The sequence below is a fragment of the Vibrio sp. V10_P2A27P122 genome, assembly GCF_963874335.1.
Classification (GTDB): domain Bacteria; phylum Pseudomonadota; class Gammaproteobacteria; order Enterobacterales; family Vibrionaceae; genus Vibrio; species Vibrio anguillarum.
In genome coordinates this window covers 1-21,741 of the sequence record NZ_CAWNHY010000199.1, presented here as the reverse complement: position 1 = coordinate 21,741, position 21,741 = coordinate 1, and the positions used below count along the sequence as shown (strand labels likewise).

Below are 21,741 nucleotides of genomic sequence, written 5' to 3'. Positions count from 1 at the left end.
AAGCGATGGATCAGTTTCAACATATCAATGCTCAAGCAGCACAAGCTTTAATGGAACAACATGATGCGCAATTAGTGGATATTCGTGATGCGCAATCTTTTGCTGTTGCACATGCAAATGGCGCATTCCACTTAACCAACGACAGCATGGTTTCATTTATGGAAAAAAGCGAATTTGACCAACCCATTTTAGTGATGTGTTATCACGGTATTAGCAGCCAAGGTGCGGCACAGTATCTGATTAACCAAGGTTTTGAACAGGTGTATAGTGTGGATGGTGGATTCGAAGCTTGGCATCGTGCAGGCTTGCCCGTAACCAGCAATTAGGATGACTTATGTTAAGACTGATCACGCTCAATAACCCAAGAATGGCGCAAGCCTTTATTGATTACATGGCCTCTCGTGAAATTGAGATTCAAATGATGCCGGAAGGGAGTGGTCAATTTGCGTTATGGTTACTTGATGAGCAACATCAGATTGAAGCCGAAGCGGAACTCAACCATTTTCTGCACAATCCAAATGATAGAAAGTATCAAGCCGCTTCATGGGATGTGGCTGAAAGCCGTAAAAGTCACTTTCAATATCGTTCACCGAGCATGTTGGCGATGCTCAAAGCCAAAGCTGGGCCTTTAACACTGGGCGTGATGATGGCATGCGCCATTATCTTTGCATTGCAGCAGCTTGGGCTAGCCAATCAAGTATTTTCCGCATTACATTTTCCTGCTTTGGCTGGGCAGCAATGGCAGATTTGGCGCTGGTTTAGTCATGCTTTACTTCATTTCTCTGTGCTGCACATCGTCTTTAACTTGTTATGGTGGTGGCAGTTGGGGGGCGATGTTGAAAAACGGCTTGGATCATTCAAACTTGGACAGCTATTTTTAGTGTCAGCATTGTTGTCCGGTGCGGCTCAGTACTGGGTTGAAGGAGCCAATTTTGGTGGTTTATCGGGTGTGGTCTATGCGTTGGCCGGTTATCTATGGATGCTTGGTTGGAAAGCCCCTCATCTTGGCTTGCAAATGCCCAAACCGGTGATCGGTTTCATGCTGGTGTGGTTGGTGCTCGGGTTTGTACAACCCTTTATGGCGATTGCCAACAGCGCGCATTTAGCGGGCCTATTTTCAGGAATCGCCTTTGGATTAAATGACGCCAGCCGTCATCGAACTCGTTAAGCAAAACATCAATAGAGCGGCAATCGCTGCTCTATTGATAGATGTATTTAGTAAACAGTAGGTCAGCAATAATGGTTCGGCCTATTTCAGGCAGTAACACCGCGTTGAGCTCTGTGACCAACGTTTTTCTTAAATCTTCCCGACCTGCGAGTGATTTTATCGTCTCTTCGGTCTGTTTACCGAGTAGCTCGACGATGGCATCACGAATCAGTGGTTGGTGCCGTTCAACGGCGGGTAAATCGGCGTCGCTGGATACCATCACGTCGATACGAACTTGGATGTAACCTAACTTATTTCCTTTGGTGAAAAAGTTGGTGGTGAGATCCGGCTCTAAGGTAAAGTACGCCAGCCTAGGCGCTTTTTCATCTTGTGCATAACTTGGTAACGCACAAAACAAGCTTAGGGCGATAATTATTTGGGCTACATAACGTTTAAGCATATTTCTATCTTTTCTTTAGTTGGTTCACGATACTCGAATCGCTTGAGTCTTGTTACAATAGAGCATCGGATTGTAATCAAAATGCTTATCTCGTTGTTTGGAATATACCGCAGTTGTCGCTTCCCGTTTTTACAAGCGGGTTTTTAACCTCCAACCGAGGGATTCTGTGAGTGAGCGCTTTTTATGGTTGTGTTAACCAAAAATGGACCTTTATTGTATGTTGATAAAGCCACTAATTGAATACTAGTATGAATCAATCAATTTCGCTCTATCTGTCTGCTTTGCGAGAAGTAATTTGGCAACAACCTGACGTTTTTTCTTTTCCTGATCAGGTTTCTCAGTCTTGGCTTTTAGAGCAAGGATCATTATCTCGCGTGTTAGAGGCGCAGTGTCAGCAACTGAGCGTTGAACTACTGCACAATAAGCTCGTTGAGGCAGAAAAATTACAGGGTGATGAGATGGCTCTGTTATCTGATGAAGCCTGTTTGTTACGCCAGGTTGTGCTGCGTGGTGATCAACAGCCATGGGTTTTAGGCCGTACTTTAATTCCTCAATCTTCGATGCTGGGTCAGCAATATGACTTAGCGCGCCAAGGTGATATCCCGCTTGGGTTAACGGTTTTTCGTGCTGAGCACGTTAAGCGTGACGCACTACAAGTGGGCTGGGCAATGATGGAAGAGGGGCCGTTGCTTGCACGCCGTTCACGATTATGGATGAATAATAAACCGATGTTAGTTGCGGAGCTGTTTTTACCCTTTTCACCGATTTACTCTAAGGAGAGAGTGTCATGACTTTGGTTAAGGCGCGTGCTTATTGGCAACTGATGCGCATGGACCGGCCAATTGGTTCTTTGCTATTGTTGTGGCCAACCTTATGGGCATTGATTTTAGCCGCGCAAGGTTTCCCCGATCCTAAAGTATTATTGGTATTCGTGTTGGGGGTGTTGTTGATGCGCTCAGCGGGTTGCGTGATCAACGATTTTGCCGATCGCAGAGTCGATGGACATGTTAAACGAACCAAACAGCGGCCTTTGCCTGCCGGGAGTGTGACAACCAAAGAGGCGATTGCACTGTTTTTAACGCTAGGTATCACTTCTTTCCTGCTGGTTTTGACCATGAATCCACTCACGGTTCAGCTCTCCTTTGTTGGTATCGCATTAGCGTTTGTTTATCCGTTCATGAAACGTTATACACACCTTCCGCAGTTGGTATTAGGGCTGGCCTTTAGTTGGTCTATTCCGATGGCATGGGCGGCGCAAGCCAACGAATTGCCAGCGGTGATGTGGGGGCTATTTTTGATCAATGCGTTGTGGACTGTGGCGTATGATACGCAGTATGCGATGGTTGATCGTGATGACGATATCAATATCGGAGTCAAATCGACCGCTATTTTATTTGGTCGTTTTGATAAAATCATCATCGGCATTTTACAGTTATTGGTACTGGCGTTGATGATCGCACTTGGTGGCTATTATCAGTTAGGGGCGAGTTTTTATTGGTCAGTATTGGCTGCAGCGGCTCTGTTTGTTTATCAGCAGCGTTTAATTCGTCATCGTGATCGTGATTTATGCTTCCACGCTTTTCTCAATAACAATCACGTTGGCATGGTGTTAACGTTGGGCCTGCTTTTTGCGTTTTGGTAAGTAGTTCACTAGTTTTTGTAAGTACTTCACGAATAAAGTAAAGGCATCCATTGGGATGCCTTTACTGTTTCTTACGACCGATTAGTTCGCTTGGCAGAGACTTTCTTGAATGGTTAAGCGAATTTCAGGATAGAGCATCGAGTAAAGTAGGCGTGCTAGCTGAACGGTTGGTTCTAAATGGCAATTGCCATCAACATCCAAATAGCCCTGCTCTTTGAGCGTGACAAACATGGCGGAGAATACCCCTTTATCAAAAAACTCAGGGGCATTGATGCCATGCAAACGGCCAAGACGTTGTGCAATTTCTTGGCTTTTTTGCTCTAAATCAGATTTGCCCACTTCAGGGTTGGCAACCAATAGATTGAGAGCAATCGCGTAGCGTTGTAGGGTTTCTGAAATGGTACGACCGAGCAGCATCAACACTTGTGTTTTGGCTTGATTAATGGCCACGACACCCTCTTCTAGCGTTACTAATTGTTGACGTTGCAGTTCGTTAACGTAAGCGTTGACTACATCTGCGAGTTCATCTTGCGCAAAGCTTAAAAACAGCTCCTGCTTTAAGAAGGGATAAATCAGTGCCACATTGGCGGTTATCTGCTCTAGTGATAGCGTTTGCTGGCGGATCAACATCTGCGCAATCAGTGAGGGAATGGCAAACAGATGAATGATGTTATTGCGATAGTAGGTCATCAAAATCGACTGATTGCGGTCAAGAGAAATAATCTCACCCATGGTATCGGATTCAATTACAAACTTGTCGAGCGACTGTGCATGGTTAACCAGTTCTTCCGCACTGGCTTTAGGCACAGTGCAGGTTGCTGAGTAGCGCACGTTATTTAGTAGCGATAAATAGCAGTCGATTTGCTTAACCAAATTGTCACGAGCCAGTGCGCTTTGGCGTGAAGCAAGTAATGCGGTGGCACACAAAGTTAAGGCATTGGCCGCCGCCGCATCGTTAATGTGCGTCATCATCTTGGTGGCCAGTTGGTTAACAATAGGGTTGATCCACTGCGGCTTGGTGCTGCCCATAGGGTCAATATCTTGCGTCCATTCTGGCACTTGCTCGTTAAGGTATTGGTTCAACGGGATCGGTTCGCCGAAATTGACATAGCCTTGGCCAAAATTACGCAGCTTGCGAATCGTGCGCAGCACTAAACCCGCATTTTCTTTCTCTTTACTTTTGCCGCGTAGCTCTTTGGCGTAAGTGCTTACTTCCATCACGTGTTCATAACCGATATAAACCGGCACGAGGGTCACCGGGCGGTTAAGGCCGCGCAACATGGCTTGGATGGTCATCGCCAGCATGCCTGTTTTCGCTGGCAGTAAACGGCCAGTGCGTGAACGGCCACCTTCGCTAAAATATTCAACTGAATAGCCTTTGGCAAATAGCTCGGCCAGATATTCGCGGAAAATGGTCGAATAGAGCTTATTGCCTTTAAAGCTGCGACGAATGAAGAATGCGCCGCCACGGCGGAAAATCGGACCTGCTGGGAAAAAGTTCAAGTTGATTCCGGCAGCAATATGCGGTGGCACCATACCTTCGCGATACAGCACATAAGAAAGTAAGAGATAATCCATATGGCTGCGGTGGCAAGGGACATAGACAATCTCGTGTCCATCTTGCGCAAGGCGACGTACGGTGGCGGCATTATTTATATTAAGCCCTTGGTAAATGCGGTTCCATAACCAGCCCAGTATGCGTTCTCCTTTCTTGATTAAGGAGTAAGAGAAATCAGCGGCAATCTCATCCATGATGTCATGCGCTTCTTTGCGCGCTTTTTCGAGGGAGATATTGTTGGCTTTCGCTTGATCTTCAATCGCTTTTTCAATCGCTTGTGATTTAATTAGGCGGTTAAACAGCGCTTGGCGATTGGGCAAATTTGGCCCAGAAGCTGCCAGCTTTTGGCGAGAGAAATGAATACGAGCCACTCGTGCCAATTTATGCGCGATAGATTCGTCGGTGCCGTGTGAATCAGCCATATAGCGCAGTGAAACGACGGGGCTAAAGCGCACCATGCAATCGCGTCCAGCAAAAATTACCGCGAGTGCTTTTTGTGGGCCATTTAAGGCTTGGAGATAGGGTTTCTCTTGCCCCTCTTTACCTGGTTTACGTCCCCAAAGCACCGTCGCTGGGATCATTTGAACGTCCAATTCCGTATCAAACTTATGTAGCTCAAGCAGTTCAGAAAAAAGAGCGATAGAGTCACTAGGAACGTGCTGATCATTGCGCATCAAGGTTGGGCGCGCCGAGATGAAAACATAACGGGCAAAACTTTTGCCGTTTAGCTCAAGTGGTTGCAGCGGATCAGGTAAACCCAGTTCTTTGGCGTGAGTTTGCAAGGTGAGCAAATCAACACTTGAGCGAAAAGGTAAGGCGTAAACAATCGGCTTGTGAATATCAATGCCGTGGTCTTCTATTGGATTAGAAGGGATCGCCGTGCCTTTGACCAACGCAGACAAAGGTAATTTTAGTAGTGAACGAGATAATGAGTGTCCAGAAGACATAAAGGTCGTCGCCTCAAGAATATTTCAATATGCTTAAGCGCATGTCCATTTCCCTGTGAGTTGATACTCAGAGAAATCGATATGCGCCGAAGCGGCTAGCTATTTTTGAGCCGCAAGGATACCAGAAACTGGTCAAACCTTTTAATCATTATTGTTTAGTAAAACAGCATCACTTGCGAGCGCGGTGAGTGAATCGGTGAGGTATTTATCGGTCGATTGCGGCATTTTTTGTAAATAGCCAAAAAATAAGCGTCCGCTCTTCCATTTATTCGATTACTGGATATACTCACAGTTAACTGTATAAACAGACAGGTGAGATATGAAGCCGTTAACGCCCCGCCAGCAACAAGTATTTGATCTTATCCGCAGTAAGATCGACGAAACCGGAATGCCACCGACTCGCGCTGAAATCGCACGCGAGCTGGGTTTTCGTTCCGCCAATGCCGCAGAAGAGCATTTAAAAGCACTGGCTCGTAAACAAGCGATTGAAATTATTCCGGGTGCCTCTCGTGGGTTGCGTATCTTACTTGAAGCTGCCAATGAGCCAGAAGATCTTGGCCTGCCTTTAATTGGTCGAGTCGCGGCGGGAGAGCCTATTTTGGCGCAAGAGCATGTCGAAGCGCATTACCAAGTGGATCCCAATATGTTTCGCCCTCAAGCGGATTTCTTACTGCGTGTGCAAGGCGAAAGTATGAAAGATATTGGCATTATGGACGGTGACTTACTCGCAGTGCACAAAACACAAGATGTGCGTAATGGGCAAGTGGTGGTGGCGCGTGTTGAAGATGATGTGACGGTAAAACGTCTAGAACGCAAAGGCTCTACCGTGTTATTGCACGCAGAGAATGAAGCGTTCTCACCGATTGAAGTGGATCTTAAATCTCAGCAGCTCACCATTGAAGGTGTGGCCGTCGGCATTATTCGCAATACCGATTGGATGTAATTTATTATTGAGATCTATTCTCAATAACTTGTCATTCTAACTGATATTCATTATCATCTTCTTTGTTGTTACATCGAGTTGCGACATAAGGAAGATGGTAATGCCTACCGATAAACATTCACTAACCCCACGTCATCATATTCCAACCAATTTAGTTCAACCGTTGTGGTTTCGTAGCCGCGAAAGTTTGGTTGATAACGGGTTAGTGTATGATCCGATCGCTGCAAAGGCCTGCCAGAGCTGTCACTTAGCCCCCGAATGTTTAAGCGGTGATATCGATCAAAAACAATTGCTGCATGCGACCTTAACGCAATTGTGCGATCAACAAGTGCGCGCGTTTATTGAGCGTAACCCTGATGGATGGATCATTAATGTCGGTGCAGGGTTAGATACCCGTTTTTATCGGGTAGACAACGGGCGTTGCCATTGGATAGAACTCGATATCACCGAAAACCTGCTGTGGCGGCAGAAATTGTTTCATCGCAGTGAGCGTTATCAACATGTGTGTGGCAGTGTCGATGATCTTCAGTGGTTGGATGCATTGCCTATTGCGGAATCCTCAGCCGTTTTAATCGTTTGTGAGCATGCGTTATTAGATTGTACGGCGCAGCAACTCACCTATTTTATCCGCGCATTGGGTTTGCATTTTTCTAATGCGGCGGCTTGTTTAATGCTGGCTGGAGACAAAACTGCTTCCGCTTTAGGTCAGAAAATGGGCTCAGGCCATTACGGACATGGTTTTGCTAATCCAACCGAAGCGGTACTCAGTGTCTTACCTTGGGCTTCGTCGGCAAAAACGTTTTCACCGCTCGATCAACATTGTGGCCGCTGGAAATTATGGCAACGTTGGTTAAGTAAGGTGATGGTTTACAAGCTGCGCTTAACACCCGTTTTAGTTTATGTCCGTTGGTAAGTAACCGCTAGCCGTCCTCCTATCACTCCGCTACACTTTGCTCTCCCCCATGAGAGGTCAACGTGTTGCAATCTATTTTACAAACGTTATCGAACCGTTCCGTACATCGACAAGTGTTGCTACTGGCGATACCTATGGTGCTGTCCAATATTACCGTACCGCTGTTAGGTTTAGTTGATGCGGCGGTGATTGGTCATCTGGAACACGCTTGGTATTTAGGTGGAGTGGCGCTTGGCGGTACGGTAGTCAGTGTCACTTTCTGGTTACTCGGCTTTTTAAGAATGTCGACCACAGGCCTTGCGGCGCAAGCATACGGTGAACAGTCGCCACAAAAACTGGCGTTAGTCTTGTTGCAAGGGCTCTTGATGGCACTGGCATTTGCGTTGTTGTTTTTGATTCTGCATCGATGGATTGGCGATGCGATTTTTTCAGCCAGCAGTGCCAGTGAGCAAGTAAAGCAATATGGGTTGCAGTATTTTGTGATTCGAGCGTGGAGTGCGCCCGCCGCATTGGCCAACTTTGTACTGCTCGGCTGGCTGTTAGCCACGCAAAATGCCAAAGCGCCAATGTGGATGGTAATCATCACTAACTTAACCAACATCGCGTTGGACATTCTGTTTGTGTTGGGTTTCGGCTGGAAAGTGGAAGGTGCTGCGCTGGCGTCGGTTATCGCTGATTATGCGGGCATGAGCTTTGGTTTACTGTGTGTTTGGCGTTATTGGTTGCGGCATCAACTCCCTTCGCCACTGCAGCTAGGTGTTTTAGTGACACAAGGTCTTAGCCGCTTTGTGAAATTGAATCGCGATATTTTCCTGCGTTCACTCTGTTTGCAGGCGGCGTTTAGCTTTATGACCTTTCAAGGGGCGGCCTTTGGTGATCAAACCGTGGCGGCTAACGCTGTCTTAATGAGTTTTTTGATGATGATCTCTTATGGCATGGATGGCTTTGCCTATGCGATGGAGGCCATGGTTGGCAAAGCGATTGGTGCAAAAAGTGAGGCGCAGCTCAAAAGTGCTCTGATCGGCAGTTTTTTCTGGAGTGCGCTAATCTGTTTAGCGTTAACGGTGATGTTTGCGGTGTGGGGATCGGCGTTGATCACGCTGATCACTGACATTAACGCAGTTCAGCAAGCGGCTAACCGTTATCTACCGTGGCTGGTGGCGATGCCGTTAACCGCGATGTGGTGTTTTTTATTGGATGGTATTTTTATCGGCGCGACCAAAGGTAAAGAGATGCGCAACAGCATGTTTGTCGCGATGTGCAGTTTTTTCTGCGTTTTCTATCTGGCTCAGTCTTTGGGTAATCACGCCCTGTGGATGGCGATGCTCAGCTTTATGGCAATGCGCGGCATCAGTTTAGGTGTGCTATTTATCTCACAATGGCGACGCGGTGTTTTTCTCACTTGATCACCGAACCTATCCCTAAGCACTTCACTCACTAGGTTACCAAAAAGAAAGCCGCACTCGTTAGCGGCTTTCATTCCATTAGCAGGCAGAATTAGGTCGATGATTAGAACAATCGATTCAGGCCATTTAACGCCGCCACGCGGTAGGCTTCGGCCATGGTTGGATAATTGAAGGTGGTATTAACGAAATATTCGAGGGTATTGGCTTCGCCTTTTTGCTCCATAATTGCCTGTCCGATATGGATGATTTCAGCCGCGCGTTCTCCAAACACATGAATACCTAAAATTTCTTTTGTCTCTCGGTGAAACAAAATTTTCAAGCTGCCGATATCTTTGCCAGAAATTTGTGCTCGTGCGAGGTGTTTAAACGAAGAGCGGCCAACTTCATACGGAATTTTGGCCGCGGTGAGTTCTTGCTCTGTTTTGCCCACTGAACTGATTTCAGGAATGGTGTAAATCCCAGTTGGAATGTCATCAATTAAGTGCCCTTGCGCTTGACCATGAGCAATCGCTTGAGCGACAAATCGACCTTGATCATAGGCTGCGCTCGCAAGGCTTGGGTAGCCAATTACATCACCGACCGCGTAGATGTGCTCCACCGAGGTTTGATAGTTACGATTGACGGCCAGTTGGCCACGTGAGTCGGCATTCAGGCCCACCGCTTTGAGGTTCAATTTGTCAGTGTTGCCCGTGCGTCCATTGGCATACAAGATACAGTCGGCTTTCATTTTTTTGCCCGATTGCAAGTGAACGATCACACCATCGTCAGTGCCTTCAATCTTTTCATGGGTTTCATCATTACGAATCACAATGCCGCTGTTCCAAAAATGGTACGAGAGTGCATCAGACGTTTCGTTATCCAGAAACGACAGCAAGCGGTCACGGGTATTGATGAGGTCGGTTTTGACGCCTAAGCCGCGGAAAATCGAAGCGTATTCGCAACCAATGACGCCTGCACCATAAATAATGATGTGGCGAGGATCGTGTTTAAGCGAGAGAATCGAATCGCTGTCATAAACTCGTTCATGAGTAAAATCAACATCATCAGGTTGATAAGGGCGTGAGCCAGTCGCAATCACAAATTTGTCGGCGCTGTATTTTTCGATGCTGCCGTCAGCGTGCGTAACCGCCACGGTGTTTTTGTGGGTAAACTTAGCGTTACCAAAAATCAGCGTACACTGATTGCGATCGTAAAAGCCTTGGCGCAAGCGCGTCTGTTTATCAATCACAGATTTAGCATGGCCTAAAATATCAGAAAAAGTGAGATGAATACTGGTGTTGTTTTTACAAAATAGAGGGTTACTGTTGAATTCGATGATGCGGCTGACCGCATGGCGTAACGCCTTGGAGGGAATGGTGCCCCAATGGGTACAACCTCCGCCAACACTACTCTCTTTTTCGATAATGGCGACATTAAACCCCGCTTTAGTCAAACCCATTGCGGCGCCTTCTCCGCCCGGGCCGCTACCAATTACGATGACATCGAAGTGGTTTTGGTTCGCCATACTCTATTCCTTGTTGTATTTGTTTAACATTGCTGTAGCGAGATTTTAACTGATCCATCAGTGCGGTAAACGATGTTGCCATCAGAGAGTGGAGAGGATCACGCTCGAGAGGTGAAAATGCCACTTTATGCTATTGCTTTGCCCATCTTACTGTGGCGAGTGATTGAAATTAGGTTAGGTGACTGTTTAATTGGTCACTTTGTCCAAAGAGGCGATGTTGTGGCTTAGACAACGTGCTCAATCACGTTATAGTATGGCTCAGATAGTAAAAGAGAAGCGACTTAATATGAAATCGATGGGAATTCGCGCATTACAAAAAGAAAAAACACGTCGTTCATTGATTGATGCAGCATTTAGCCAATTAAGTGCCGATCGGAGTTTTTCTAACTTAAGTTTACGAGAAGTGGCCCGCGAGGCGGGGATTGCGCCCACCTCATTCTATCGACATTTTAAAGATATGGATGAGTTGGGTTTAACCATGGTTGATGAAGGTGGTTTACTGCTGCGCCAATTGATGCGCCAAGCACGGCAGCGCATTGTCAAAGAGGGCAGTGTGATTCGCACGTCGGTTGAAACCTTCATGGAATTTATTGAAAGTAGTCCCAATGTGTTTCGCTTATTACTGCGAGAACGCTCAGGTACTTCTTGCGAGTTTCGTGCCGCGGTAGTGCGAGAAATACAGCACTTTTCCGCAGAGCTCACCGAGTATTTGATGACGACAGGCATGGGCCGTGACGAGGCATTAACTCAGGCCGAAGCTTCCGTTATTTTGGTGTTCAGCTCCGGCGCTGAAGCTTTAGATTTAGATCGACGTGAGCGAGATGAGCTTGCTGAACGTTTGATCATGCAGTTGCGAATGCTAGCCAAAGGGGCATTTTGGTATCGCAAAGAACGTGAACGTAATCGGCTCAAAGGGGGGATAGAGTAATGTCGAATGAAAACAACACAACCCATCGTGGTTCGGAAAGAAAAACACTTGTGCTAGCGCTCATCGCAGGTATGTGCGGCGATGCCTTGTTGTCTTGGGTAACCATTAGCCAAGTTCCGTTCTCCATTTTCCCATTGATTGCATTAGTGCTTTCTGTGCAGGCGTTGTATCAAGAATATTTGCGCCATCCGGTGGCGGAAGATCTTCCATTGGTAGCGCTTGCCTGTTTCTTTGTCGGTGCTTTTGGTCATTCGGCATTTATCAAAGCACAATATCCAGATTCTGGTTCTAACTTTTTCGCCATTCTCGTACTGCTGTTGTTGCTACTCTGGGTTGGAAGAAAATTGGGTTTTCTTGGTCGCCATCGCACCGACTAAGTCATCAATGACTAGGTAGATATAGCGTGCGATGTGACCGTCATCCAAGCCTATCAAAAACATATCACAGGGATGTGGACGCCGTTTTCTTGTCGTAGCGTCATGCATCCCGCTGCCACGTAATCGTTGTAAGTGGCGATAGCCGTTATCGGTGCGTTTTTAAATACGATGCGAAATTGGTTTGAACGATATTCGGTAAACGTAATTATTGCCAGTTAGCTGGAATTCTTTGTGCACACTAGGGCTCCAAGAATCATCACCACCCACGCCCATGTGCTGATGGTCTAGGCGCACATAAATGGTTTTTTCTGCCATTAAATCACAGGTGTGTTTTGCTTTTGCCAGCGTCTGTTGAGCATATTGACTGACACTAAATTGGAAATCGCCAGATATCGCCAGTTCGTTCACTTGCAGCCATTGAGTTCCACAACGTAATCCACTGTCGGTTGGGAAAATGTACGGAGTGTGCATCTCTTCTAGCGTTTGCGTGTGCAAGCCAAAACGTGCTGCAGATAGGCGGTCTGGGTAGTTCTCAAACGGACCTAAACCTTGCCAAGTGATTGGTGTACCCTGCTCATGCAATGGCAATTGCAGCTCCAAGCCGATACGTGGCATGGGTGGCAGATCATCGGCAAGTGTCACATCAACGGTCAGCTGCATTTCGCCACTGTTTTTCAGCGTATGCGTCCAAGTGGTGATGGCTTGCACGGTACCGTTGAATTGGTAAGCGAAAGTTGATGTTACTTGCACGGCATGCGCCAACATGTCGCTATGGCAACTGACACATTCGCGTTTCCATTGGCCAATACCAGCCATATCCCAACGACATACCCAAGCGTTTGGATCTACGTTATCCACTTCACTCACACCAATATCGTTATCCAGTGGCGCACGGAAGAAGTTATCTTGCGGTGCCGCCAGAATTTGCGCTTTGCCATCGACTTGCCAATCAATCATCAAGCCTGTTTGACTATCCCAGCACCATTGATGCTTCTCATCTAGGCTGGTGACTATGATCATGCCTTTTTGCTGGCTTATCGCTGGGGCTGGTTGTGTTTCCAATTTAGGCATGGCGAGACCTGCGGTATTGCGTAGCGCAAATTGCTCAGAAGCGCTCACATGTCCCGCGGGTGCCCAAAGTGTTTCAGCCACTAAGGTGATGTCAGTATTCAAGTGGTATCGCGCTTCTGCTTTAGGTGTAAATTCAAAAGCAATATCTACGGTTGCTTGGCTATCGGCTTTGATGTTCAGCACAACAGAGCCAGATTGAATCAATTTGCCATCTTCCAAAAGTGACCAGTTCAATTGCTCGTTGTCCGTTGCACGAAATAGGTTTTCGTTAGTTACTAATAGATGACAGAATCCTTTCGCTTGTTCTTGCAGCGACACGCGAATCATACGCTGGCAGTATTTGGCTTCTTCCAATGTTGGATGCACAGTGCGATCTGGGAAGATCAACCCGTTGATGCAGAACTGGCGGTCATTGATTTTATCGCCAAAATCGCCACCGTAAGCCCAGAAGTGTTGGCCGTTCTCGTCCCATTGGCTCAAGCCTTGGTCTACCCAATCCCAGATAAAGCCGCCTTGAAGGCGAGGAAACTCGCGGAATGCATCCCAATATTCATTAAAACTCCCCAAACTGTTACCCATCGCGTGGGCGTATTCACATAAGATCAGTGGGCGAGTTTCGTTGGGTAGAGAAATCCATTTTTTGATTGGCCATTTTGGTACTGCTTCATCTGCAATCGTTGTATTCACACGGGCGTACATAGGCGCAATGATGTCGGTTGCAGCGGTATTGGCACCGCCACCTTCATATTGAACAGGGCGCGACGGATCGTAGTTTTTCGACCAAGCGTACATCGCATTGTGGTTGCTGCCGTGGCCAGACTCGTTACCCAAAGACCAGATGATGATAGAAGGATGGTTTTTATCGCGCATCACCATTTGGGTGTAGCGGCTCATGTATGCGTACGTCCATTGTGGATTGCTCGAAAGGCGATTCATCGGCTGCATGCCATGGGTTTCGATGTTCGCTTCATCGCACACGTACAAGCCGTATTGGTCACACAGTTCGTACCAACGAGGGTGATTTGGGTAGTGCGCTGTACGTACCGCGTTGAAATTGTATTGCTTCATCAAACAGAGGTCGCGGATCATGTCTTCTTCTGTCATCACATGCCCAAGCTCTGGATGATGCTCATGACGGTTAACGCCACGGATCAGCAAAGGCCTGCCGTTGAGTTTCAACTGACCATCAGTGATTTCCACTTTGCGAAAGCCCACATGATAGGCTTCACTCTCTAGATGCATGCCGTTTTCATCTAATAGGGAAATGACTAGGCGGTATAGATTGGGGGTTTCTGCGCTCCATTTGTTTGGCTCACGCACATGCAATGTTTGAAATACTACGTCATCGTATGTGCCCCGCTCGTCAATACGGCGGTTGTGCGGTCGATCAATTCGCGGCTCAGTCACTGCGCATTCACCATCAAAGAGCTGCACTTGCACTTGGTAACAATCTGGCGCTGAAATGTGCGTCACGATTGATAGTGAACCATCGCGATAACACGCATCCAAATCTGGCGTGACGAATACATCTTCAATGCAGTATTGCGGTTTAGAAAGCAAAGTTACGTCGCGGAAAATACCACTTAGCCACCACATGTCTTGGTCTTCTAGGTAGCAGCCATCACACCAACGCATCACCATCACGGCAAGTGTATTCTCGCCAGCCACTAGGTAGGGTGATAAGTCGAATTCGGAAGGCAAGCGGCTATCTTGGCTGTATCCCACCCAAGTGCCGTTGCACCATAGGTGGAATGCTGAGTTCACACCATCGAAGATGATGCGCTGGGTATTGGCAAGATCGGCTTCTGAGCGGGAAATCGTAGTGCGGTAACAACCTGTCGGGTTTTCGGCGGGCACGAATGGAGGGTTTACTTCAAACGGGTATTTTACGTTGGTGTAAATTGGTTTGTCGTAGCCTTGTAGCTGCCAGTTGGAAGGAACCGTTATTTCATCCCAGTTCGTATCATTGAATTTGGTTTGAATAAACTCGCCTTCGACTTGTTCGGGCGAGTCGAACACTTTGAATTTCCATTGGCCATTCAGCGATTGACGTTGGGCGTAAACGTCGTCACGGGCATGGTCAATATCTCGGTAACTGGAAAGTGGGCTGTGTGCTTTTAAGCAGTGAATATTCACTGATTGTGGGGTTTCCCAGTCACGTCGTTGGAGAATATCTGAAAATGCCTTCATGGTTTTCCTACTTGATTTTTTGTTTCTAACCGTGTTGCACTACGGTAGTGAATACCGTAATGGATGACTTTTTTGCTCTGGTAGTCGACGCTAACGCGGCCAAAAACAGTGCCATACATAGAGTAGCTAATCGTTTTATTTTTTGAGTCCTAGCTTGCTACTTAGTGTAAATAAGATATGGAAACGTTTCCATGATGGGGTTTACATTTTCATAGTAATAACGGATTTATTCTTCTTTCGTGTGATTATCCTCTCTGGAATGTACTTTTAAGCAATTTTAACGGCGAGTGATGAACTTTCCTTGATGAGATTGGCTTTGGATCTGACGTTTATATCAAAATCAATCTGTAAACGTTCCCATTAATTTGGTTTGGCTCACTGATTATTTTGCTCGATTCATTGTGATGCGATGTAATTTCCTGCTTCAAAGTCAGACAAAATGACAGATAACCATTGATTGAATTAACCGGTGGGCAGGCTCTACTGATTGTAGAATTGGGTGAGTATGCAGAGATTCTGCATTGGGGACAGAAGGTAAGCGGCGATCTCAACGGTTATCGTATGGGCTCTGCATCGCCCGCCCTGATTAAACCGTTAGTCAGAGCGAGCAGCATGATAGGTAATGTTGTCAGTACGAATGCGTGAAAGCCGATTAAATCGAAATTTAAATACCGATTAAAAGTCTTATTTAATTTTCTCCAGCATCACACCTGCTTCCATGTGGTGGGTGTAAGGGAATTGGTCGAATAGAGCGAAACGAGTCACTTTGTGTGTTTCACATAGAGTATCTAAATTCTCTTTTAAGGTTTCTGGGTTGCAGGAGATATACACAATCCGCTCGTAGCCTTGCACCATTTTGCAGGTATCGATATCCATACCCGAGCGCGGTGGGTCAACAAAAATGGTGTTGCAACGATAGCTTTTGAGATCAACTCCCGCTTGTTGTAAACGACGAAACTCACGTTGACCTTCCATCGCTTGAGTAAATTCTTCGGCAGACATGCGGATGATTTGCACATTGTCTATTTTATTCGCCGCAATGTTGTATTGCGCGGAATCAACAGAAGGTTTGGCTAATTCGGTTGCGAGCACTCGCTCGAAGTTTTTCGCCAATGCCAGTGAAAAGTTACCATTCCCACAGTAGAGCTCTAATAAATCGCCGTGGCTCTCTTGCGTACAGTCAACGGCCCATTCCAACATTTTTTGTGCGACAGTACCATTTGGTTGAGTAAAGCTGTTTTCCACTTGTTGATAAATGTAACTTTGACCATGTACGTTCAGTTTCTCAATCACAAAATCTCGATCGAGCACGACTTTCATTTTACGTGCACGGCCAATCAAATTGAGGTTGAATCCCTCATCATTGAGACGCTGTTTTAATGCTTTTGCTTGGGTTATCCATTCTTCATCGAGTTGGCGATGATAAAGCAGAGAAACCAGTACTTCACCACTAAGAGTGGAGAGAAAATCGACTTGGAAAAGTTTACGACGCAGTGAGTCGCTGCCTTTAAGTGCATCGACCAAAAGTGGCATCAAATCATTAATTAAACGACTGGCCGCAGGAAACTGGTCAACGCGGTATTTTTCACGCGTTTCTTGGTTGAACATGATGTAATAAAGCTCATCACCTTCGTGCCAAACTCGAAATTCTGCACGCATACGGTAATGCTGCTCTGGTGATTCAAACACTTCCAACTGAGGCATGTTGTATTGTGCGAACATTTGGGTCAGACGCTCGGTCTTTTCCGCCAACTGTTGCTGGTAGTGTTGTGGGTTTACATCAAGAGTCGCCATGGTATTACCTTTGCTTGGGTATGGTGCATTCAAATAATAAAGAGCGCAGATTTTATTCAATCCCTCGCGCTTGTCCAGTTTTGTCCTGAATTAGTCATTAATTGCGAGCTAACAAAAATAGCTGACACCAATCAGTACTAGACAAATTATCAATAGAGCCATAGTATCGCCCTCAGCTGGTGCTATCTAGCGGTATAGATGGCCGAAAAGGGAATCTGGTGTGAATCCAGAACTACGGTTGGGATTTTTGTTAGATATCACAAGTTAATAATTAAAATGAATAAAAATTAGACACAGTGAGGAAGGGGGGTCTAGTGTAACACCATAATTGTTTGGTTATTCGGTGTTAATGTGATTGAGCAGAGTGAGGCATTTCCAGAGGACTATGGTATTGATTACTGCCTTATGTGGATCAATACGGATAAATATCCTTCCTTTACCTGTAGGGCTATTCCTGATAGTGGAGAGATAATCTATGAGGTAAATGACAATTCAAAACCATTTATTTATAAACTTCCAATTTTAGTTGACTCAGATGGCATTAATGTAGTGCCAGTCAATTTATACCTGCACTCTCTCTTGTCAAATCCAGATATATCTTCCGTTGATACAATCGAATCTCATGCAAATGCGTTACTAAGCTTCTATCGTTGGATGAGCATGGAAATTCCAGAACATACTGACAAAAAAACAGGTGTTTTGGTTGACGAGAAGTGTCCATTAACAATATTTGACTGCACAGAGAAAGTTGAAGAAAGCCCTGTCGTTAGATATCGTGATTACTTATTAGAGAATCTTTATACCGAAGATGAAAATGGAAAAATCGGTGGTTCTCCAAATACGGCTTCGAGTTATGTACTAAAAGTAGTTGCTTACTACACCTACCTTCATCGTCAACGGATAGTTCCACTCTGCAAAACTTTCCGCCCATTCGAGTTTTCAGCTAAGAAAGTTCGTATACAGAACAAAAATAAGAGAGCGCAACATGACATGCTCTCACATCTCAATGGTTATCGCGGCGATATTACCGTATATACGACGGGTCTCACCAAACCATTTAAGAACAGACAAAAGCCTCAAGATGCTGATATCCGAGAGCTGCGTCCTCTGCGTGAAGATGAAAAACAAGCCTTTTACCGATATATCGATGTGGAAAATTCATCTGACACTAAAAACTTAATGTTGTACACGGCAACGGAGGTTGGGGTGAGACTCGAGGAACTGATAACTTTCCCTGCTTCTGTCGTAGATAGGCCAAAATCTAAAGTTATGAAAGTGCCAATTGGTGAGCGAATCAATGGTTGTCTTACCAAATACAGAAAAGAGAGGACGATAGAAATTCCAGACTACGTTATGGATCTTTTGTATGAGTACAAGCTAAGCAAGGCAAGGAATGACGCTATTGAAAGTGGGTTATTGCGTCATAACCATCTATTCGTTCAATCTAATGGCAGTATTTACGCACCAAACACAATTCAAAAGCATGTGGAAGCGATACGCAATGATTTGATTTTTAGTGGGCTTGAGATTTATTTTGTTATACATGATTTGCGAGCCACTTTTGCGACCGATTGGCTGTACAAGAAACATATTGAAACAGGTAAGCCCTTTGAGGCTCTGATGCCTGAATTGGCTGAACTTCTGGGCCATGAAAGTACATCTACTACCCAAAAATATATTAACTATATGAATGATGAGAAAACTTGGTCAGAATTCGCACAGCGTAAAAATCAATTTGCACAAGAAGTTTTGAGGTAAGCACATGGCAAAAAGTCGATTAGCTGCACCTAGAAATAAACATAAACTCATTACTCAACCAAAGGTGAAGGGTAATGTTACAGCGCTAGACCTGAACTTTGAATTACATCAAAGAGGAGTAGCATTCAGTAACAAATATAACCTTCGTGATTGGTGCCATGAATCGTGCGACCCACAAAGACCATTAGCAAAGCCATCTCGATTAAAGAAGATGCAAAAGCTAAAGAAATGGGTTGAGCAAGAGAAAATAAATCAAACTAGTGAAAGCTCTATTAGATGTAAATTAAGTACTTTAAAGCAATATATTAATTTTTGTGATGTTAAACAGCTTGATCCCTTTAGTCAGGTTGGATACTTGGCTTATGCAGGGAATGCGGGAGAATTGTGGCGTTTAGTCAAAGCAGCTAATGAACCCAAATCATATTCTTTTCAGTATCATGATGGAGAAGAGGCAGGTTTACTTGAATCGTCTGCTTCTTTAAAAAAGATATATATTGATTTAATGCTATCAGTGCTTGATTCCGATGTATCAGAATGGCAAGCCACAATGAAGACGTTTTCATCGAAAAAACTTGATTCATCAATAATACCTTACGAGGGAAGCGAGTGGTATGCATTAGTTAAACGAACCCAACTTTTCTTTTTTTCTTTGGCTACTCAACTTATCGCGTCTAAAGAGGACAACCCAGAAGCTCCTCTACCTGAATACCTAGAAGACATTTTAGTTGATCAGGTTGATGGTCGTGACATCAGAATTAAGGTTGGTGGCGGGGGCGTAAAAGATGGTGCTGGTAGTCCATTTAATCAGTGTATGGCAGCAGCGTATACCCTGTTTGCTTACTACACTGCATTTAATGACACAGTGATCCAAGAAGTTCGACACCCTATCAAGGTGGTTACATCTAAAGCTGAAGGTCGTACATCGAAAATCTCTCAAGTCCGTGCTTACAAAGGTCGAGCATCCAAAGATGTAAAAGCGCTGTTTGCATCTCTAGAAGAAAATCTTCATTCCGAAGCAAGTGATAAAGAGGCTGGGTTTATTGTTGCCGATATTAATAAGCGTGACACCGTTGGCGTTATTGATGGCATCACTTTTCTCCAAACGCTAGAAGTGTTTTCAAAAAGCTACAGTAATGACCCTCATGACACCTTGATATATTTTCTAAATAACCAAGGTGATAAAACTAAGGTTCACGTGAGTGCTGCTTTACAACACTTATCACAGAACTTAAATTTGCTTTCAAATTACAGGGGTGACTTAACTGATCATTTAGTAAAAACCTACACTGATATTGTTGAATATCAAAAGATGACAGCTTTTAACTGGACTCAACGAGAAGATAATGTATGGGTAATGAATAAACAGGTTATCAAAATTGATAAAATGGCGAGAACAAAAAGAGCAAACCGCATTGCTTATGCTGCTCTTTCATGTATGACTGATGTTTCACTGAGGAATGCACTGATTCCATTGAGCTATTCAGAAAAAAATTATGATGGCGATATTACGGTTTCTTTTAAATACTTAGATGGCTCAAAAGGTGAATTTACTGTTGCAGCCAAATATCGCCCATTTCTTCAATCAGTTGAGTGTTATGCCGCAACGAGAAACCCGCTCCCCAAGGAAGATAGCTATGGTTTTTGTAGAGCAAAAAAGCCCCCTTTTCTAGTGCCTTTTGGAAGTAAATCATTAACTTATCAGTGGCTGGAAGGAGAGGTGCCAATTACACAATATATGTTAAGTGAGCTTGGTATTGGTTATGGTAATTACTTTTTAAATATTACCTCTGGCCGAATTCGTGTTACTCACTCGGATTTAGAATACAAACCAGAAGAAGATGGGGTGACTGCCCAAAAGATTTTACAGCATAGCTTTGATATAGCACAAAAACGATACCGCAACGGGCATCCTGTATCAAATAAAAAGCAAATATCACAAGGGATGCTGGCATTAAGTTATATTGCCGAAGGCAAAACACGCAACGAAGCCGTAGCGTTGGTCAAGAAAGAGTTAGAAATTCCGATCTTGGAGTATGGGGTTTGGAAAAAACGCAATCAACCAACGAACCCGAATGGCATCGATTGCAACGGTAAAGTTGATTTGGTATACGAGAAAGATTGGCATTATGCAGCTCGTAAATTTGCAGAAAAAAGAGGGATAATAAAAGAAGGGCAGGACATCACCTGCTATCAGTACGATCTCTGTATTTTTTGTAAAAGCGCCAAACTTGTTGATGACCCTTATGCTATTTATAAATTACTGAGCTTTCTCGAAGCGTTAGAGGAAGGTATTGACCAATATCCAGAGCGTGCAGCTATCATCCAGTTGAAAATAGAACAGTTTCAACTTCACCTAAAAGACCTGCCACTTGAAACTATTGAGAAAGCAGAGGATTTACTTGAAGAAAAAGGGCGTTATCCGCTTTTTGATTCGTTGTCTTCTGTCACTCAATATTTATAAGGAGTATTCCTATGTTGGATTTTGAAAATTCGCAAGATTTGGATTTAGCCTTAGAGACAATGCGCTCAATTGATGGTCGCAAAGACTATTTGCAGGAGGTACTTTTCCCTGCACTACTGCGAGGTGATTGGGATGAGTTAGAAAAAAGCGTGATCTATCAAGATAAAAAAAAGACTATTTTGTTTTCTGAAGATGTATGGCCATTTAAAGAGTCCGATTTCAAAGGAAAAGCCACAACGAACCTTATCTTTAGTATTAATCTTGAGCAAGATGATAACGTTATTATTCTTCATCAAAATGAACGCAACCTAGTTAATCAAATGAAGTGCATGGCATTAGCTGAGATGTGGTTTTCAGGTAAGAACATTCAGTTGGCTTCTATAAAAAACAAAATAGCAATCCTGCGAAATAATATCGCTCAACTGATTAGGCGTGGCATTACTTCTTTTGAGGAGTTAAACCAAGAACGCCTAGAAATTTTGGTTGATGAAGGGTGTTTTGATATGTCTAAATCCGATGTATTTAAAGGATTAAACTCCTTTCTCTCTTTAAAAGTGTTACTACCCTTCAAGGTTAATTTTTCACACTTGAGTCATAAGTTGTTTAACGAAAAGACTGAAGATCCCGAGGGGAGATTGGTGA

18 protein-coding genes and 2 pseudogenes are annotated in these 21,741 nt (G+C 44.8%); 14 read left to right on the top strand and 6 right to left on the bottom strand.

What is annotated here, in order from left to right:
- Positions 1-5 precede the first annotated feature (5 nt).
- Positions 6-326 (top strand): thiosulfate sulfurtransferase GlpE, encoded by a 321-nt coding sequence (gene glpE / locus AACQ17_RS08610; RefSeq protein ID WP_010316900.1) that lies wholly within the window; start codon positions 6-8, stop codon positions 324-326.
- A gap of 8 nt (positions 327-334) precedes the next feature.
- The gene (glpG, locus tag AACQ17_RS08605; RefSeq protein WP_094147841.1) at positions 335-1,168 is read left to right on the top strand and encodes a rhomboid family intramembrane serine protease GlpG; all 834 of its coding nucleotides are present in this window, start codon (positions 335-337) and stop codon (positions 1,166-1,168) included.
- 31 nt (positions 1,169-1,199) lie between these two features.
- On the opposite strand, the gene AACQ17_RS08600 is transcribed toward glpG, so the two are convergent.
- The gene (locus tag AACQ17_RS08600) at positions 1,200-1,607 is read right to left on the bottom strand and encodes a flagellar basal body-associated protein FliL (RefSeq protein ID WP_013855488.1); all 408 of its coding nucleotides are present in this window, start codon (positions 1,605-1,607) and stop codon (positions 1,200-1,202) included.
- Positions 1,608-1,843: 236 nt separating this feature from the next.
- Between AACQ17_RS08600 and AACQ17_RS08595 the strand changes: the two genes are divergently transcribed.
- Positions 1,844-2,398 (top strand): chorismate lyase, encoded by a 555-nt coding sequence (locus AACQ17_RS08595; protein ID WP_013855487.1) that lies wholly within the window; start codon positions 1,844-1,846, stop codon positions 2,396-2,398.
- Positions 2,395-3,249: a 4-hydroxybenzoate octaprenyltransferase gene (gene ubiA / locus AACQ17_RS08590; RefSeq protein WP_088720706.1), complete on the top strand. Its 855-nt coding sequence runs from the start codon at positions 2,395-2,397 to the stop codon at positions 3,247-3,249. Before AACQ17_RS08595 ends, ubiA begins: the two co-directional genes overlap by 4 nt.
- An 81-nt stretch (positions 3,250-3,330) precedes the next feature.
- On the opposite strand, the gene plsB is transcribed toward ubiA, so the two are convergent.
- Positions 3,331-5,754, bottom strand: a complete 2,424-nt coding sequence (gene plsB / locus AACQ17_RS08585; protein WP_013855485.1) for a glycerol-3-phosphate 1-O-acyltransferase PlsB — start codon at positions 5,752-5,754, stop codon at positions 3,331-3,333.
- Positions 5,755-6,073: 319 nt separating this feature from the next.
- On the opposite strand from plsB, the gene lexA reads away from it, so the two are divergent.
- The 3 genes from lexA (at position 6,074) to dinF (ending at position 9,016) form a co-directional block, all read left to right on the top strand.
- Positions 6,074-6,697, top strand: coding sequence for a transcriptional repressor LexA (gene lexA, locus AACQ17_RS08580; RefSeq protein WP_026028591.1), 624 nt, complete (start codon positions 6,074-6,076; stop codon positions 6,695-6,697).
- A gap of 94 nt (positions 6,698-6,791) precedes the next feature.
- The gene (locus AACQ17_RS08575; RefSeq protein ID WP_094146806.1) at positions 6,792-7,610 is read left to right on the top strand and encodes a class I SAM-dependent methyltransferase; all 819 of its coding nucleotides are present in this window, start codon (positions 6,792-6,794) and stop codon (positions 7,608-7,610) included.
- A gap of 62 nt (positions 7,611-7,672) precedes the next feature.
- Complete coding sequence (gene dinF / locus AACQ17_RS08570; RefSeq protein WP_094146807.1) at positions 7,673-9,016, top strand: MATE family efflux transporter DinF; 1,344 nt, start codon at positions 7,673-7,675, stop codon at positions 9,014-9,016.
- A gap of 103 nt (positions 9,017-9,119) precedes the next feature.
- Here the strand turns inward: dinF and sthA are convergent, their stop codons facing one another.
- Complete coding sequence (gene sthA, locus AACQ17_RS08565; protein WP_017048582.1) at positions 9,120-10,520, bottom strand: Si-specific NAD(P)(+) transhydrogenase; 1,401 nt, start codon at positions 10,518-10,520, stop codon at positions 9,120-9,122.
- A 72-nt stretch (positions 10,521-10,592) separates the two neighbouring features.
- On the opposite strand from sthA, the gene AACQ17_RS08560 reads away from it, so the two are divergent.
- The 3 genes from AACQ17_RS08560 to AACQ17_RS08550 are packed head-to-tail and all read left to right on the top strand — an operon-like array spanning position 10,593 to position 11,825.
- Positions 10,593-10,748 (top strand): hypothetical protein, encoded by a 156-nt coding sequence (locus tag AACQ17_RS08560; RefSeq protein ID WP_339366206.1) that lies wholly within the window; start codon positions 10,593-10,595, stop codon positions 10,746-10,748.
- A gap of 58 nt (positions 10,749-10,806) precedes the next feature.
- Positions 10,807-11,448, top strand: a complete 642-nt coding sequence (gene fabR, locus AACQ17_RS08555) for an HTH-type transcriptional repressor FabR (RefSeq protein WP_017048583.1) — start codon at positions 10,807-10,809, stop codon at positions 11,446-11,448.
- Complete coding sequence (locus tag AACQ17_RS08550) at positions 11,448-11,825, top strand: YijD family membrane protein (protein WP_013855478.1); 378 nt, start codon at positions 11,448-11,450, stop codon at positions 11,823-11,825. The genes fabR and AACQ17_RS08550 overlap by 1 nt, the downstream gene beginning before the upstream one ends.
- A 15-nt stretch (positions 11,826-11,840) precedes the next feature.
- Here the strand turns inward: AACQ17_RS08550 and AACQ17_RS08545 are convergent.
- Together AACQ17_RS08545 and AACQ17_RS08540 are read right to left on the bottom strand one after the other, a co-directional pair.
- A pseudogene (locus tag AACQ17_RS08545) lies at positions 11,841-11,995 on the bottom strand (substrate-binding domain-containing protein); the annotation flags it as partial.
- Positions 11,985-15,086 carry a beta-galactosidase gene (locus AACQ17_RS08540; RefSeq protein WP_094146808.1) on the bottom strand — a complete coding sequence of 1,034 codons (3,102 nt, stop codon included), beginning with the start codon at positions 15,084-15,086 and terminating at the stop codon, positions 11,985-11,987. The gene AACQ17_RS08540 and the pseudogene AACQ17_RS08545, both read right to left, overlap by 11 nt.
- A 453-nt stretch (positions 15,087-15,539) precedes the next feature.
- On the opposite strand from AACQ17_RS08540, the gene AACQ17_RS08535 reads away from it, so the two are divergent.
- The gene (locus tag AACQ17_RS08535; RefSeq protein ID WP_017042077.1) at positions 15,540-15,731 is read left to right on the top strand and encodes a hypothetical protein; all 192 of its coding nucleotides are present in this window, start codon (positions 15,540-15,542) and stop codon (positions 15,729-15,731) included.
- Positions 15,732-15,770: 39 nt separating this feature from the next.
- Here the strand turns inward: AACQ17_RS08535 and trmA are convergent, their stop codons facing one another.
- Positions 15,771-16,880: a tRNA (uridine(54)-C5)-methyltransferase TrmA gene (gene trmA / locus AACQ17_RS08530; protein ID WP_094146809.1), complete on the bottom strand. Its 1,110-nt coding sequence runs from the start codon at positions 16,878-16,880 to the stop codon at positions 15,771-15,773.
- 351 nt (positions 16,881-17,231) lie between these two features.
- On the opposite strand from trmA, the gene AACQ17_RS08525 reads away from it, so the two are divergent.
- From AACQ17_RS08525 to AACQ17_RS08515, 3 genes and pseudogenes are all read left to right on the top strand, one after another.
- A complete protein-coding gene (locus AACQ17_RS08525; RefSeq protein ID WP_094167801.1) occupies positions 17,232-18,638 on the top strand; it encodes a tyrosine-type recombinase/integrase in 1,407 nt (468 codons plus the stop codon).
- Between the two features lie 4 nt (positions 18,639-18,642).
- The gene (locus AACQ17_RS08520; protein WP_094167800.1) at positions 18,643-21,099 is read left to right on the top strand and encodes a hypothetical protein; all 2,457 of its coding nucleotides are present in this window, start codon (positions 18,643-18,645) and stop codon (positions 21,097-21,099) included.
- 11 nt (positions 21,100-21,110) lie between these two features.
- Positions 21,111-21,741: pseudogene (locus AACQ17_RS08515) on the top strand (integrase); the annotation flags it as partial.

What these genes read in the sequence shown, in the direction of transcription:
- sthA (WP_017048582.1), bottom strand. Translation starts at nt 10,520, where the DNA reads ATGGCGAACCAAAACCACTTCGATGTCATCGTAATTGGTAGCGGCCCG.
- glpG (WP_094147841.1), top strand. Translation starts at nt 335, where the DNA reads ATGTTAAGACTGATCACGCTCAATAACCCAAGAATGGCGCAAGCCTTT.
- lexA (WP_026028591.1), top strand. Translation starts at nt 6,074, where the DNA reads ATGAAGCCGTTAACGCCCCGCCAGCAACAAGTATTTGATCTTATCCGC.
- AACQ17_RS08600 (WP_013855488.1), bottom strand. Translation starts at nt 1,607, where the DNA reads ATGCTTAAACGTTATGTAGCCCAAATAATTATCGCCCTAAGCTTGTTT.
- fabR (WP_017048583.1), top strand. Translation starts at nt 10,807, where the DNA reads ATGAAATCGATGGGAATTCGCGCATTACAAAAAGAAAAAACACGTCGT.
- ubiA (WP_088720706.1), top strand. Translation starts at nt 2,395, where the DNA reads ATGACTTTGGTTAAGGCGCGTGCTTATTGGCAACTGATGCGCATGGAC.
- trmA (WP_094146809.1), bottom strand. Translation starts at nt 16,880, where the DNA reads ATGGCGACTCTTGATGTAAACCCACAACACTACCAGCAACAGTTGGCG.
- AACQ17_RS08520 (WP_094167800.1), top strand. Translation starts at nt 18,643, where the DNA reads ATGGCAAAAAGTCGATTAGCTGCACCTAGAAATAAACATAAACTCATT.
- AACQ17_RS08575 (WP_094146806.1), top strand. Translation starts at nt 6,792, where the DNA reads ATGGTAATGCCTACCGATAAACATTCACTAACCCCACGTCATCATATT.
- AACQ17_RS08550 (WP_013855478.1), top strand. Translation starts at nt 11,448, where the DNA reads ATGTCGAATGAAAACAACACAACCCATCGTGGTTCGGAAAGAAAAACA.
- plsB (WP_013855485.1), bottom strand. Translation starts at nt 5,754, where the DNA reads ATGTCTTCTGGACACTCATTATCTCGTTCACTACTAAAATTACCTTTG.
- AACQ17_RS08560 (WP_339366206.1), top strand. Translation starts at nt 10,593, where the DNA reads ATGTTGCCATCAGAGAGTGGAGAGGATCACGCTCGAGAGGTGAAAATG.
- AACQ17_RS08540 (WP_094146808.1), bottom strand. Translation starts at nt 15,086, where the DNA reads ATGAAGGCATTTTCAGATATTCTCCAACGACGTGACTGGGAAACCCCA.
- glpE (WP_010316900.1), top strand. Translation starts at nt 6, where the DNA reads ATGGATCAGTTTCAACATATCAATGCTCAAGCAGCACAAGCTTTAATG.